Source organism: Paenibacillus sp. FSL R7-0345, assembly GCF_038595055.1.
Taxonomy (GTDB): Bacteria; Bacillota; Bacilli; order Paenibacillales; family Paenibacillaceae; genus Paenibacillus_AQ.
In genome coordinates, this window is record NZ_CP152002.1 from 5,624,177 (window position 1) to 5,639,016 (window position 14,840).

At 47.4% G+C, this 14,840-nt stretch carries 12 protein-coding genes; all 12 read right to left on the minus strand.

From position 1 onward, the window contains the following. Nucleotides 1–8: 8 nt before the first annotated feature. The 12 genes from NST84_RS24235 to lonB all read right to left on the minus strand — a co-directional run bounded on the left by NST84_RS24235 (nt 9) and on the right by lonB (nt 14,710). Nucleotides 9–695, minus strand: coding sequence for a hypothetical protein (locus tag NST84_RS24235; RefSeq protein WP_342562659.1), 687 nt, complete (start codon nt 693–695; stop codon nt 9–11). Nucleotides 696–719: 24 nt separating this feature from the next. Beyond that, nucleotides 720–2,564, minus strand: a complete 1,845-nt coding sequence (locus NST84_RS24240) for a nucleoside-diphosphate sugar epimerase/dehydratase (protein ID WP_342562660.1) — start codon at nt 2,562–2,564, stop codon at nt 720–722. A 43-nt stretch (nt 2,565–2,607) separates the two neighbouring features. Then, a complete protein-coding gene (locus tag NST84_RS24245) occupies nt 2,608–3,294 on the minus strand; it encodes a CpsD/CapB family tyrosine-protein kinase (RefSeq protein ID WP_342562661.1) in 687 nt (228 codons plus the stop codon). Beyond that, nucleotides 3,275–4,054 (minus strand): Wzz/FepE/Etk N-terminal domain-containing protein, encoded by a 780-nt coding sequence (locus tag NST84_RS24250; RefSeq protein WP_342562662.1) that lies wholly within the window; start codon nt 4,052–4,054, stop codon nt 3,275–3,277. The genes NST84_RS24245 and NST84_RS24250 overlap by 20 nt, the downstream gene beginning before the upstream one ends. Before the next feature lie 103 nt (nt 4,055–4,157). Continuing rightward, on the minus strand, nt 4,158–6,095 hold the full coding sequence (locus NST84_RS24255; protein WP_342562663.1) for an S-layer homology domain-containing protein: 1,938 nt from the start codon (nt 6,093–6,095) through the stop codon (nt 4,158–4,160). A 185-nt stretch (nt 6,096–6,280) separates the two neighbouring features. Continuing rightward, on the minus strand, nt 6,281–7,063 hold the full coding sequence (locus NST84_RS24260; protein ID WP_342562664.1) for a CpsB/CapC family capsule biosynthesis tyrosine phosphatase: 783 nt from the start codon (nt 7,061–7,063) through the stop codon (nt 6,281–6,283). Nucleotides 7,064–7,168: 105 nt separating this feature from the next. Next, complete coding sequence (locus NST84_RS24265; RefSeq protein ID WP_342562665.1) at nt 7,169–7,756, minus strand: non-ribosomal peptide synthetase module; 588 nt, start codon at nt 7,754–7,756, stop codon at nt 7,169–7,171. 91 nt (nt 7,757–7,847) lie between these two features. Then, nucleotides 7,848–8,537: a ribosome biogenesis GTP-binding protein YihA/YsxC gene (yihA, locus tag NST84_RS24270; protein ID WP_342562666.1), complete on the minus strand. Its 690-nt coding sequence runs from the start codon at nt 8,535–8,537 to the stop codon at nt 7,848–7,850. Between the two features lie 14 nt (nt 8,538–8,551). After that, nucleotides 8,552–10,915 (minus strand): endopeptidase La, encoded by a 2,364-nt coding sequence (gene lon / locus NST84_RS24275; protein WP_342562667.1) that lies wholly within the window; start codon nt 10,913–10,915, stop codon nt 8,552–8,554. Between the two features lie 298 nt (nt 10,916–11,213). After that, nucleotides 11,214–11,861, minus strand: coding sequence for an acetyltransferase (locus NST84_RS24280; protein WP_342562668.1), 648 nt, complete (start codon nt 11,859–11,861; stop codon nt 11,214–11,216). Between the two features lie 869 nt (nt 11,862–12,730). Further along, complete coding sequence (locus tag NST84_RS24285) at nt 12,731–12,871, minus strand: hypothetical protein (RefSeq protein WP_342562669.1); 141 nt, start codon at nt 12,869–12,871, stop codon at nt 12,731–12,733. A gap of 132 nt (nt 12,872–13,003) precedes the next feature. Next, on the minus strand, nt 13,004–14,710 hold the full coding sequence (gene lonB, locus NST84_RS24290; RefSeq protein WP_342562670.1) for an ATP-dependent protease LonB: 1,707 nt from the start codon (nt 14,708–14,710) through the stop codon (nt 13,004–13,006). Between the last annotated feature and the right edge of the window lie 130 nt (nt 14,711–14,840).

Sequence of the window (14,840 nt, forward strand, 5' to 3'; positions counted from 1 at the left end):
TGGCCAACTTATTCACTCCCCTTTTCTTGTGCTTTAAGCTGCTCTTCTTCAGCTAAAATTTCTTTTTGAGTTTTACCTTGACTCACACCATATTTCTTGGCAATCTGTGACAATTCATTATACTGATCCTCAGACACTTTTCCTAGAATGATACTACGTGCTTCCCGTTTCTCTTCATTAGTTAACCCGCCCTTAGCCAACTCTTGAAGCCTCTTAATATCCGAAACACTCAATTGCTGTGCCACTATAGAAGCGACATTGGCTTTATCCTTCATTGAGACACTATCTTGAACTTCCTTGGCCTTGTCAGTTGATATATGGGCAATGCCATCTACAACTTCAGGTGTCGGTGCAGGAGTAGAGACAGGCTTATCGGCACTAGCCGATGATTCTGATCCCTTGGCACTGTTACTATTTGAAGAAGACTGATCTGTAGCAGAAGTACCAGAAGGTGTTTCAGTTGATACTGGCTCTCCTGATTGTGAAGATCCAGCATCGTCATTATTTCCAGCAGCCACAACAGGCTCAACAACCTCACCCTGCACTGCATTATCAGCAGCATCCTCCACCTCAAACCCGCCTGCCATCGAATTCATTAACTTATCCACAGCATAGTTAGCTGCAAACAGTCCACCAACGCCAAGCACGACAATTACAGACAAGGTCCAGATTAATACTTTCTTCCATCTTTTCACTTCATGTACCTCCACATACAATAGTTAGCTAATCGCCGCCTGGGCTACCGGCTGCATTGGCACAATCTGATTAATTACTTCACGGATGGCCTCCGGCTCTTCCGACAAGACACGTTCCAGTCGCTTAAATTCCAGCTCCAGCTGATTCTGACTAACCACATTTGGTTTACCTATAAATATGCGGTCATGCTGTGTAGAACCCAGATTCTCTTCTGCAGTAAGCAGCTCCTCATACAGCTTCTCGCCTTCACGGATTCCAGAGAATACGATATCGATATCCTTGTAAGGCTCATAGCCAGACAAGGTAATTAAATCTTCTGCAAGAGTTAGAATCTTGACCGGTTCTCCCATATCAAGCACGAATACTTCGCCGCCTTTGGCGAAAGCCCCTGACTGGATAACCAGCTGTACCGCTTCCGGGATGGTCATGAAGTAACGGATCATTTCCGGATGTGTAACCGTCACCGGGCCCCCGGCAGCAATCTGCTGCTTGAAGGCAGGAATAACGCTGCCACGGCTGCCCAGTACATTACCGAAACGGACTGCCGAAAACTTGGTGCTGCTTGTAGGATTTAGACTTTGTACATACATTTCTGCAATCCGTTTGGTTGCTCCCATAACACTAGTAGGGTTAACAGCCTTATCAGAAGAAATCATTACAAAGCGCTCGGCTCCGTACTGCTCTGAACAATCTGCCACATTACGAGTACCGAACACATTATTCTTAATGGCCTCGGAAGGATTACGCTCCATCAATGGCACGTGCTTATGCGCTGCCGCGTGAAAGACTACATGCGGTCTGTGGCTCTCAAAGACCTCCATCATCCGTGTACGGTCCTGCACATCAGCAATCACAGTCACAATTGGCAATTCAGGAAAGCTCTTGCGGAGCTCCATCTCAATTGTATAGATGCTGTTCTCTCCATGCCCGAGAATCAGAAGCTTGTCTGGTGCATAGGGAGAAATCTGGCGGCACAATTCAGAACCAATTGATCCTCCTGCCCCAGTTACGAGGACCGTCTTATTGTGTACATAACCAAGAATACTGTTCATATCTTCAACGATCGGTTCACGTCCAAGTAAATCCTCAACACTGACATCCCGCAGCTTCTTGACTGATACCTTACCGGTAATCAGGTCACTGAGCGCAGGAATAATCTTCAGCTTCACACCAGTAGCCTTGGATAAGCTAACGATCTCAGATATAATGCTGCGTGAAACCGAGGGCATCGCTATAATAATCTCGTGAATCTCCCGTTCCTTCACTATTCTAGGAATATCATACCGGTTCCCCAGAACCGGCACTCCAAGAATCTTTAAGTGGAGCTTGTCAGCATTGTCGTCCACGAAGCCTATTAAGCGGGTATTGGCAAAAGACACACCAGTCAGCTCTTTGGCAATCAGAATGCCGCAGTCCCCTGCTCCTACAATCAAGGTGTGAACCTCAGTCTCTGTATTATTTAATTTGCCCCTACGAACTACCCTCCAGAATAGGCGTACACCGCCTACTAATAAAAGAATAGTCTCAACTGAACGCACTTCTATACTGAAAGGAACACGTGCCGGGAGCATAACAAAAGCTACTGCGTATGAAATTACTGCCCCTACTACAATAGCCTTCATAACCGATACGATCTCGCCGATACTGGCATACTGCCACAATCTGCGGTACAGTCCGAAATAAATCAGACTTCCGCCAAATGCAAGCGTACAGATCACTCCGTATAACAGCATCTGAACTACATATTCCTGAGGTATACCATGAGGTATACCATTAGAGAAACGGAACAAATACGACGTTACAATGCTGAACCAAATAATAGCTAGATCAATAAGAAACAACATAATAACTCTGGTTTTCGCTGTCATTTTTAGTGCCTCCAAAAATAACAATTTGATCTATAGAACAATGTCAATTTCCATAGTAGTAATAATAGTAGCCTTCGCTGGCTTTACGCTTGACATTATTCAGCACTACCCCCAGCATCTTAGCTCCCACTCTATCCAGGTTCGCCTTGGCCTTGGCAGCGATATCACGCTTCACCTTACCGTAGCTGACAACCATAATAACACCATCACTCTTTGAGGCAACAATCTGCGCATCGGTTACAGCCAGCAACGGCGGAGTATCAAACATGATCACATCGAATTGCTGACGCAGCTCCTGCAGAACCATACTCATCCGGTTGGAGGCCATCATTTCAGCAGGGTTAGGCGGAATCGGTCCCGATGTCATAATAGACAGGTTAGGAACACCGGATTCCTGAATAACCTCACTTAAATTGGATTGCTGTGATAACAATGACGATAATCCGTAGCGGTTGCTGAGTGAGAACGTCTTATGTGCAGTCGGCTTCCGCAAGTCGCCGTCGATTAGCAGCACTTTCTTATCCGCTTGTGCATACGCAGCTGCAAGATTGGCTGTAACCGTGGACTTCCCTTCTTCCGGTCCTGAGGAAGTAACCATAATGATCTGAATCCGCTCATCGATTGATGAGAAATCAATATTCGTGCGAAGTGCCCGGAAGGCTTCCGATACTGGAGAGCGCGGATTAGTCACGGTAATAAGATGGCGTTGTTTATTTGGCTGTTGTGACATGTTCGAGTTCCCCTGCCTTTCTGGACTGCTTCTGTACCTGTGCTTCTGTACCTCTTGTTTCTTCCTGGCCGAGTCTGGTAATCATAGCAATGGTCGGCAGACCCAGATACTTCTCGATATCCTCTTCCGTCTTCAATGTATCATCCAGATACTCCAGCAGGAAGGCGATACCCAGACCAATCATCAACGATACGATAAAAGCAATGGCCAGGTTCATCACGACATTGGGCTCAACTGGTCCTGGTTCAACAGGCGGGTTAAGCTTAGCCTCATTCAGGATCGATACGTTCTGTACATTGAACAAGGAAGGGATCTCCTGTTTGAAAACAAGTGAAATCGCATTTACGAGTTCCGCTGCCCTCTGATATGAATTATCTCGAACGACAAGTGTCATCACCTGCGTATTATTGACAGAGCTCACATTAACCTTCTTAAGCAACTCTTCAGCGTTGGTATTAAACTCCGGGTAGTTATTGGCTACAACGTCCAGAATAGCTGGTGTCTTGATAATTTCCTTGTACGTATTAATCATTTGAATATTGGTATTGATCTGGTTCAGGTCGAGCTCAGATGCTGCAGTCTGAACTTGCTGCGTCTGGTTAACAATAATCTTAGTAGATGCTTCATACACCGGTTTCTTGATGTACAGGCTGTAAATTCCCGCAAGCAGACATACAACAACTACAATACTGACAATCATCAACAGTCTCTTCTTAACAATCTGGAAATAATCGCGAAGATCCAATTCTTGTGCTGACAAGTGAATTTCCCTCCAAGCCGTTTCTGTAATATTTCATTTCACGCTAAAAAAGTGCCTCCTCTCATACTGACGAGAGGAGGCTCTCCACTTGCTTAATTATTGCTTACTTGAAGTTGATTGTACGGTAGATAATAACTGCAGCTTCTGCACGAGTAGCTGTATCGTTAGGGTTAAACTTACCTGCATTACCGATTACCAGGTTGTTGCTTGCCGCAAATGCTACGCCGTCTTTCAGAGAAGCGCTGATCTTCGCAGCATCCGAGAACTTGCTCAGTGCGGAAGCATCTGTAGTTGCAGCAGGGTTAAGGGATTTAACTGCACGAGAGATCATAGTAGCCATCTCAGCACGTGTGATTGTTGCATTTGGATCAAAGGTCGAAGCGTTACGTCCAGTAATGATGCCCTTCTCAGCTGCTACGGCAACATAAGGAGCGTACCATGCAGTGGAAGCCACATCGCTGAAGCTTTCAGTTGCTGTGCTGTTCTCAAGGTTCAGTGCACGGATCAGCATCTTGGAGAACTCAGCACGGGTTACATTGCTCTTAGGAGCGAATTTACCGGAACCGATTCCTTCAATTGCGCCTTTAGCTGCTACAACCTGGATCTGTCTTCCAGCCCAAGCCTGTACATTGGCGATGTCGCTGAAGGTTACTTTGTTCTCAACTACAGCATAGGAAGAGAATGTATCACGCGGTTCAACGATGTAATCACCGTCCACAACACCACCGTGGTATTGCAGTTGACCGTATACAATCTTCGCTACCGACAGAAGCTCTTTATCAAGGCCTGTTGTATTAACCAGTGGAAGCTTGATAATCAGCGGTTGTTTGAAGGCTGTTGTTTCCACTCCGCCTACTGTCAGGTCAAAGGAGTATACTTTAGAAGCCAACTTCAGGGAAGTAATAGAAGTTACTGTAGTATCAGCTTCAGTAGAAACTGTCAAAGTTACAGCTTCACCGAATTGGGTTACTGGAATCGTTACTGTCAAACCATTGAAGGTTACAGCTACGTTAGCAATACCTTTAGCTTTGGCAGCTTCAATAATTGCTTTGGACAGCGGAACTTCTACAATCGCAGCACTTACAGTGCCCAAGTTCAAGGTAAGGGTAAGATCTGTCTTTCCAGCATTTGCTGCTACCAGAGCATCGAATGCTGCGAGTACATTAGCATCTACCAGGTTCAGCGTCGCTTTACCGCCAACAGTAGTCACCTGAGCAGATACATCATAGATGCCAGGAGTTGTAGTTGGTGTAGTGACTGTTGTCCCCCCACCATTACCGCCGCCTGTATTACCCCCGGTCGAAACAAGCGGATATGCACGGATGTAACCAAGTGCAAGGGCCTGTGCTGCCTGCTTAGCAGATTTGATCTCTGCATTCACATTATTGAATGTGGTTACAATGTCATCGGCAGTGATACCCAAGTTGTACACTGCGTCGCTGACTGTCAGTGCGCCTGCGCCAGTCTTGTGCTGAAGCACACTGTACACGGCATCCTTAACCAGTGTCTTCTGGGATTCAGGATTAGCAATGATATTGATCAATTCTGCGTTGGTCTTGCTTCCCAGCAAAGTACGCAATTCTGCCTCTACGCCGTTAGTAGCGAAGAAGAAATCAAGAATATCGTCGAAGGTAAGGCCTTCTACCTGGGCTTTGGCTGCAATGCTGTTGAACAGCTTAACGTTGTCCACATCGTAACGAATTTCTTTCAGGGCATCGAAATCATCGGCATATACATTGTATACTACGCTGGATACGCTCTTGAACAGTTTCAGGGAAGTCGCCTTATCCTGCTCATTCAGTTCAAGCTTGCCAAGAACCGGAGCGAAAATAGCATCGAACTTATCTTGGCTCAGGCCTGCTACTTCAGTAGAATAGGCTTTCAAATAAGTTGCTTCAGTTACAGTCAAGTTGGAGTAGATTGCTTTGATCTTGTTCTTCACTGTATCGTGGGATACGGAAGCTGCTGATGCCACACCGTTCAGGTGCTTAGCCAATCCTTCGCTACTGAATGGGAATCCAGCTACGGATGCTGCTGCCATGCTTACTGCTAGAGTTGATACTGCCAGTTTCTTCTTCAAACTCACTTGTCATCCACCTCTTCATATGTATTTATATTTCTTATACTACTGAACTACCAGTTTTGTTTCGCCCTGCAACAAAACTATTTTGATAAAATATAACAATAACCCAGTAATAACCATTCTACCATCATTCACATGATAGGTCACCCCTTACGGGAAAAAAATCCGAACATTCTATGAAGCTTCTTGCCAGAATTACTATAAATAACTCGAATTAGCTCCTCGTTGTCGATGATTTTCTGCGAATTTTGGCGTAAATTGTCGCAAGCCACAGCACCCAGTTCCTTCTCCACAACCTTGAAAGCTTCACTAAGTCCAAAAGGACGATGATTGTTATCGTGTGCATCCGATGCGATAACATGAACTGCGTTTCTTCGGCACAGATCAATCGACAATTTCTGCAGCTTGCTTCCAAAGGTTCCGGCCAGACTCTGGGCAGTCACCTGCCCTACTGCTCCCAGCTCTATCAATCTCTCAAGCTTGGCAGGATTACTGGCAACCTCAGCATTACGTTCAGGATGGGCGATAACCGGAACGAAGCCTTGAATGATCAGCTCGTGGCAGGTCTCCTCCATTGTGCGCGGCACACGCGAAGATGGCATTTCCAGCAGAATGTATCTTGTATTTGCCAGCGCCAGAAGTTCCCCCTGCCCCAAATCATCCAGCAGATCCCCGTAGACACGGATCTCCTGACCGGGAAGTACAAGCAGTGGAAGTCCAGCCTGCTGTATTCTATCATTTAGCAGCTCTACCGCTTGTCCGATAGTTGGGGCGGGATTCATATATACTCCGTTCGCATGATGCGGTGTGGCAATAACTGTGGAAATACCATCCTTTACAGCATCCTGTGCCATGGCGAGGGCCGCTTCCCAGTCGACAGCACCATCATCCATAAAAGGCAAAATGTGGCTATGAATATCTATCATATCCTATTTATCGGTCCTTTTCCAGTTTATTTGTATAGTTTCGTCAAAAAAATACAACCATTTCACTAGGAAATGATTGCTAAAAATGAGTTTTAACTGTTTCTCTTAGGCTTCTAAGTAAAACATACTTTTTGCTATCAACGCAAGTTTTCTATCAATTTCAGCGAGTTCCTCATTAGACTGTACCTGATTACGATGATCCAGCAATCCGTCAGCCTTACGGCGCAGCTCGTTAATCTCACGCTCTATAGCATCTGATTTATAAACATCCACTATCTCTGACAGGGAGTGCTTGTGCTGATAGATCAGCTTGCTGCCTGAAGCCGTCAATTCCGAAATCCGGCGCACTGATCCACGTTCATAATAATAGATCATTGTAAAGCCTTTATAGATTCTGTTTACAGTCCCCGTTCCTTTATAGGTAACGAACAGCTTGCGGACAGCATTATTTAGATGTGCATTAACCACACGGCAAGATAACGTACATACGTAGATTCCGTGCTTATTCTCGACTGTGAGGCGGACTTCCTCGCCCCCGGCCTCTTCAAGAACAATTACCTGTTCCCCGCCCCCTGCAACCTTTACCCGGTGGCTGATATAGCAGGTATCGGCTGTGAGCAGAAACTGGTTCATCTGAAACTCTGTCATCTGCAAAGTCACATTTACATATTCTGTAGCCAAACGCTGAGCCATAACCATCCCTCTATTCTTTGTAACAGCCTTTACAACGATTATACATGGATGAGTGCGGGTTATCTCATGATTGGGAACAGCTTAATAAAAATCAGGACTCGGCTTCCTCATCAGACAGTACTTCCTGACCGGCGGTTACATCATCTTCCGGTTCCCGCGGGTCCAAAGACTCCTCATCTGACTGTTCCGTTTCATCAAATCTGCTGTACTCTTCAATTAGAGCCCACAGCTCATCCCGTCCAAGTCCAAGCTCGGACGAAAATGAAATGAAATTATCGCCAGGCAATACGCCAAGCTCCTGCTTCATAATCTTGATATGCTTGGGCCAGCGTGTCTTGGGAATCTTGTCTGCCTTGGTCGCTACGACACAGAGCGGCAGATCATAATGCTTAAGCCAGTCAAACATCATTTTATCATTCGCCGTCGGAGGATGACGCAGATCTACGACCAGCAGAATGAGCTTCAACGTCTCGCGCTCTTCCATGTACTTCTCAACCATTTTGCCCCATGAGGCCCGCTGGGTCTTGGATACCTTGGCATAACCGTATCCCGGAAAATCGACAAAATACATATCCTGATTAACCCGGTAATAGTTCATATGCTGCGTCTTACCCGGTGTAGAACTGGTACGTGCGAGATTTTTACGGTTAATCATACGGTTAATAAGAGACGACTTCCCGACGTTGGAGCGCCCTGCCAGAGCAATCTCCGGCAAGGCATCCGTTGGATACTGGTCAGGGCCTACGGCGCTGATGATAAATTCGGCGTTGTTAACTTTCAATTGGAACTTCCTTTCTAATGCACACTACTCGGCGCTTTACTGCTTAGGCTTGCCTGCTGATCTACAAGCGCATGCTGGAGTACCTGGTCCATGTGAGATACCGGTATAAACTCCACGTCATTACGTACGCTCTCAGGGATATCCTTGAGATCGCGTTCGTTGTCTTTAGGCAGCAGAATTTTTTTGTAGCCGGCCCGGTGGGCGGCCAGTGACTTCTCTTTGAGTCCGCCAATTGGCAGAACACGTCCGCGAAGCGTAATTTCACCAGTCATTGCTACATCCTTAGAGACATAACGTTTGGTGAGTGCAGAGATTAACGCTGTAGCAATTGTAATCCCCGCAGACGGTCCATCCTTAGGTATGGCACCCTCCGGTATATGGATGTGGATATCGTTCTTCTCGTGGAAGTCCGGGGCGAGTCCCAGCTCCTCTGCCTTGGAACGGGTATAGCTGAATGCAGCCTGCGCGGATTCCTTCATGACATCGCCCAGTTTACCGGTAAGCGTCAGCTTGCCTGTTCCCTGAACGACCGTTACTTCGATCAGCAGTGTGTCGCCGCCGACTTCAGTCCAAGCCAGCCCAGTTACGGTTCCGATCTGGTCCTCCAGCTCAGCCATTCCATAACGGAACTTGGATTCACCTAAGTAATCCTTAACTTCTGCCGGAAGGACCGTAACATTATCCTTCTCACTGGATACAATCTGCTTCGCAGCCTTACGGCAGAGTGCAGCTATTTGCTGTTCCAGGTTACGCACTCCGGATTCACGGGTGTATTCGCGGACAATTTTCAGCAGAGTATCATCTTCAATTACTAACTGTGCATCTTCCAGGCCGTGATTCTTGCGCTGCTTCGGCAGCAGGTAGCGGCTTGCAATCTGCAGCTTCTCAAGCTCCGTATAGCCGGGGATATACAGCATCTCCATCCGGTCGAGCAGCGGACGGGGGATGTTGTGTACCGCATTTGCTGTAGTCACGAACATAACCTTCGAAAGGTCGAACGGCAGCTCCACGAAGTGGTCGCTGAACGTATTGTTCTGTTCGGGATCAAGTACTTCGAGCAAGGCTGCGGACGGGTCGCCGCGGAAGTCAGAAGCCATCTTGTCGATTTCATCGAGCAGGAAGACCGGATTAAGGCTTCCGGCTGTCTTCATTCCTTGAATGATCCGGCCGGGCATTGCACCGACATAAGTACGGCGGTGGCCGCGGATCTCAGCTTCATCACGCACACCGCCAAGTGAAATGCGGACGAACTTACGATTCAGTGAACGGGCAATGGAGCGTGCCAGTGAGGTTTTGCCGACACCCGGAGGTCCAACCAGACAGAGAATCGGCCCCTTCAATTCCTTGACCAGCTTCTGCACAGCCAAGTATTCCAGGACGCGTTCCTTAGGCTTCTCAAGGCCATAGTGATCGGCATCCAGCACCTGTTCCGCTTTTACAATATCAAGATCATCTTCCGTCTCTTCACTCCAGGGCAGACCAAGCAGCCAATCCACATAGTTGCGGATAACGCTGCCTTCGGCCGAGCTTGCCGGCATTTTCTCCAGACGGTCGATTTCCTTCTCAATCTTCTCCTGTACCCGCTCCGGCAGGTTCTTCTCCTGCATTTGCGAGCGTAGCTCTTCGGCTTCACCAGCCCGGCCTTCCTTCTCACCGAGCTCCTTCTGGATCGCTTTCATCTGCTCGCGCAGATAATATTCCTTCTGGGTCTTCTCCATCTGCTTCTTCACGCGCTGGTTAATCTTACGCTCAAGCTCCAGCACTTCACGCTCATTATTGAGAATGTCGAGCAGCTTCTCCAGACGTTTGCTGACATCGATGGTTTCCAGAATCTCCTGCTTATCCTTGATCTTCAGCGCCAGGTGGCTTGTAATGACATCAGCCAGACGCCCAGGCTCTTCAATATCGGATACAGCTGCCAGAGTCTCTGGAGTAACCTTTTTGGATAGAGTAATGTAATGCTCAAATTGGCTGAGCACCGTACGCATCAAGGCGTCGCTCTCCTGATCGACATCCTCCTGCTCCGGCAGCTCGCGTGCCATAACCTCGTAAAACTCCTCATTATCCGTATAATGAATAATTTCGGCCCGTTCCACTCCTTCAACCAGCACACGGATTGTGCCGTTCGGAAGCTTCAGCATCTGCCGCACGTTGGCGACGGTACCGACCCGAAAAATATCTTCTTGTCCAGGCTCCTCAATATTCACTTCTGACTGGGAGCAGAGGAGGATCAGGTTATCTTCAACCATAGCTTTTTCCAGTGCACGAACGGACTTCTCGCGCCCTACATCAAGGTGCAGAACCATGCTAGGGTACACAAGAAGACCTCTAAGCGGCAATAAAGGAAAACGACGACCTTTGGATTTATTGGGTATCATCGCTTTCGCACCTCCCATGGTTCTCAAGTTATGTCATATACATCATTTTAACAAAAGCAGGTTGAAAACACCAACTGGGTACTGACAACTTCAAGATAAAACCTTATCCTTAAACTACGTTTAAATTATCAAAGACATTCTACACGTTGTATATAACGTTATTGTTAACTCTTCCTTTCCTGAGTATGCTCCTTAAGTACCTAGCTATTCACAGTTTCATTAATATTAAATCATCCAATAGGTAGTCATAAAAAAAGAAAAAACGAAGGATACCCCCTCCGTTTATTGGATTTCTGATTTATGAATGTTCTGCATTATCAAGCTCTCTCGTCACTCTCGCCGGATTCCCGAATGCAACTACGTTACTTGGTATATCCCTCACCACAATTGAACCCGCTCCAATAATTGAGTTTTCTCCTAGTGACAGTCCTTGAATTACTCTCGACCCTATACCTACTTGTGTGTACTCCCCAACCGTCACGTTTCCAGCTATATTCACACCTGGGCAAATATCTGCACCATGACAGACAACTGTATCATGCCCGATGGTTGCACCACTATTAATTATCGAGTAATCATTAATCACTGAATCTACACCAACCACTACACCCGGAGCAATAAACAAACCTTTCCCAAGTTTCGCAGAATCATATATATTCGCTTTTGGATGAATCGCATTCACACATTCAAAAGGTTCATCTTTTAAATAGTCAGCAATATCCTTTCTAACTTTGTTATTTCCTATCCCGATAAACACGCCTGTTACTCCAGCGTCTTTTAATGAATCTAACTGTTCCCTCCCCCCTACAACAGGAAGATCTTTAATGATATCTCCATGTCTGTTCAAATCATCGTCAAGAAACCCCACTACTTCATAACCCGTTATTTGCAATATCTCCATAGCAACTTTTGCATGACCTCCCGAACCAAACACAACCACTTTCATTAATATCACCTAATCTGTCGAATTTTGTAGAATATATTATAGCACATAAAGTATACATTTCTCTTCCTTTCACTTTAACTTTAAGGATTTATTCAGTTTATTTGAGTTTTAGCATTAATAAAAATAATTATCCTCATTATTTCCCCTTATTTAAATTCCAATTATTTCTAAATAAAACAAAAACATTTAATAATACAAACCAAAGAATAGTCGACACAGTATGACAGCTTTCCCATTTCCATAAGAGTATAATATTCATCAGCTTACTAAAAAGGGTGGTTTTTTTGAAGAATACTCAAATACAGAACATACAACTACGACGATTAATCCGATACTTCTTAAATGTCGCCAGCGTTGAGCAATTAGAAACTTTATCGAGTGTCCTTGATAGATGTATAGAGAAGCGAAAAATCAAGCAATCCCACGATTTCAGCAAAGAGCATACATTATAAAGTTTTATTCAGGTCAGAGGAGGGTTCTTTTAATAAAAAACCCTTCTTTTTCTTAACGAATCTAAACCTGTTATGGGGGATCCCCTGCTACACAGTTTCAACCCAAAAAAAAGACGCCTCACGGCGTCCGGCTCAATCTATATGATCTATAAGAATACTCACGGGCTTTCATTAGCAGTTCCATCCGTTTCTCGGGAACCAGGCAGTCTGCATAAAGCGTTTCATAATATCCGGCGAGTAAATCATTCCATTTCCGTCTTAGTTCGTGTAACATGAGCATCCCCCTTTGCTGGATTGTCAGTATAGATCATTAACCAAATCTATGAGGGATTAAGCGCAAATATGCCCGCAGCACAAAAAAGCCGGACACCCTGTGTCCGGCTCTTTGGCACTTACATAATAATCGTGAACACTGATCTATTGGCTCGTATACCAATGATCGGTTAACTCCGGCCCTATTCCGAGAATATTTGCTTTAACCGGCAGCAGGAAAGAAAGGATGATTAGCAAAATAATCAGAAAAGCAATGATGTACTTGTTATGTATTAACTTATTCAACATGCGCACTCCTATTTGATAATTTCACCTTATACAATATCCTTAGTTTACCATTTTGTATGTAAAATTTGCTACTTTTACAATAAAATAAGGCTGCTCCGCAGAGACAGCCTTATATCATGCCACAACTTCCTACGCCTGTGCACTCTCCCCGGCAGCATCCGCCTTGAGCAGCGAAGCCGAGGAGAACGTCTCGCCCGACACAGCCGGTAGGCGGACGTCGGCGGTGCCGGCGCCGAATAGATGGCGGAACACCTCGTCGACAGTGTCGACGGGGATGACCTGGAGCGGGGCAACATCGGCGAATAGGGACTGCCAGTTGTCTTTAGGGATAAAGACAGTAGTTGCGCCGGCCTGGAAGGCAGCCTCGACCTTGGCGATGACGCCGCCGACCGGCTTCACACGGCCGTGAATGCCGATCTCACCGGTGATGGCAACGGTATTGTCTACCGGCAGCTGGCGGATGGCTGAGACGATGGCTACAGCCATTGCGACGCCCGCTGACGGGCCGTCGATCGGTGTGCCGCCCGGGAAGTTCACATGCAGGTCGTAGCAGTCCGGCTCCAGGTTCATCATCCGCAGCACGGTAAGGACGTTCTCGACCGAGCCCTTGGCCATACTCTTACGGCGGATTGTTCGTGAGCCGCCGCCAATTTCTTCTTCGTCGACGACACCAGTGATGTTCAGTCTGCCCTGCCCGTTCTTTGCAGGTGCGGCAGATACCTCAATCTCCAGCAGTGTGCCCATACCGGGGCCGTAGACGGCCAGCCCGTTAACCAGTCCGATCTGCGGGGAGGTCGGGATCTTGCGCTCGGTGCGCAGCGGCAGCTGGCTGCTGCCGGCTACCCATTCGACTTCAGCGGCACTCAGCGTGTCCCGCTGCTCGGTCAGCGCCAGCCCGGCGGCCAGCTGGATCATATTCACGGCTTCGCGGCCGTTTGTCGCGTACTGCTGGACTACAGCCACCGCCTCCGGACTCGGCTTTAGGCCGATCTTCTGGATCGCATCCCGGGCGATCACCTCAATCTCCTCCGGCAGCAGCGGCCGGAAGTAGATCTCCATGCAGCGGGAACGCAGGGCCGGTGATATTTCATCCGGTGACCGCGTTGTGGCTCCTACCAGCCGGAAATCGGCAGGCAGGCCATTTTGAAAAATGTCATGGATATAAGCCGGCGTATTACTGTCCTCCGAATTATAGTAGGCACTCTCCAGCAGCACCTTGCGGTCCTCCAGCACCTTGAGCAGCTTGTTCATCTGGATGGGATGCAGCTCACCAATCTCGTCCAGGAACAGGATGCCCCCATGCGCCTTCGTCACTGCCCCCGGCTTCGGCTGCGGTACTCCGGCAATACCCATCGCCCCCGCGCCCTGATAAATAGGATCATGCACCGAACCGATCAGCGGATCGGCAATCCCCCGTTCGTCAAAACGCGCCGTAGTCGCATCAATCTCCGTAAATTTGGCATCATGCTTAAAAGGCGAGAGCGCGTTCTTCTTCGCCTCTTCCATCACGACCCGGGCTGCCGCAGTTTTGCCGACTCCCGGCGGCCCGTAGATGATCACATGCTGGGGATTCGCGCTGCAGAGCGCCGCTTTGAGCGCGCGCAGCCCGTCCTTTTGCCCGACGATATCTCCTATTGTTGCCGGTCGCGTCTTCTCCGAAAGCGGTTTGGTCAGGGAGATCATCCGCATTTTCCGCAGCTTATCCAGCTCCTTGCGCGACTCCCGGTCCACCGCGGTCTTGTTGGTCTTTTGTCCACGCAGCAGATTCCAAAAATAAACGCCGATAACCAGCGCGAAAAAGAGCTGCACGATCATCAGCAATATACCTAATTGCATAGGTCACCCTCCTGTTTCATTCATTTCTATCTGTTCGGCTCTTTTGGCTACTACTTGGTAGTATAGCCGTTTAGGAAATTCGTAAACGCCGCAGAGGGGATTTGCGCTGCACTATTTTTTTGCATACTAC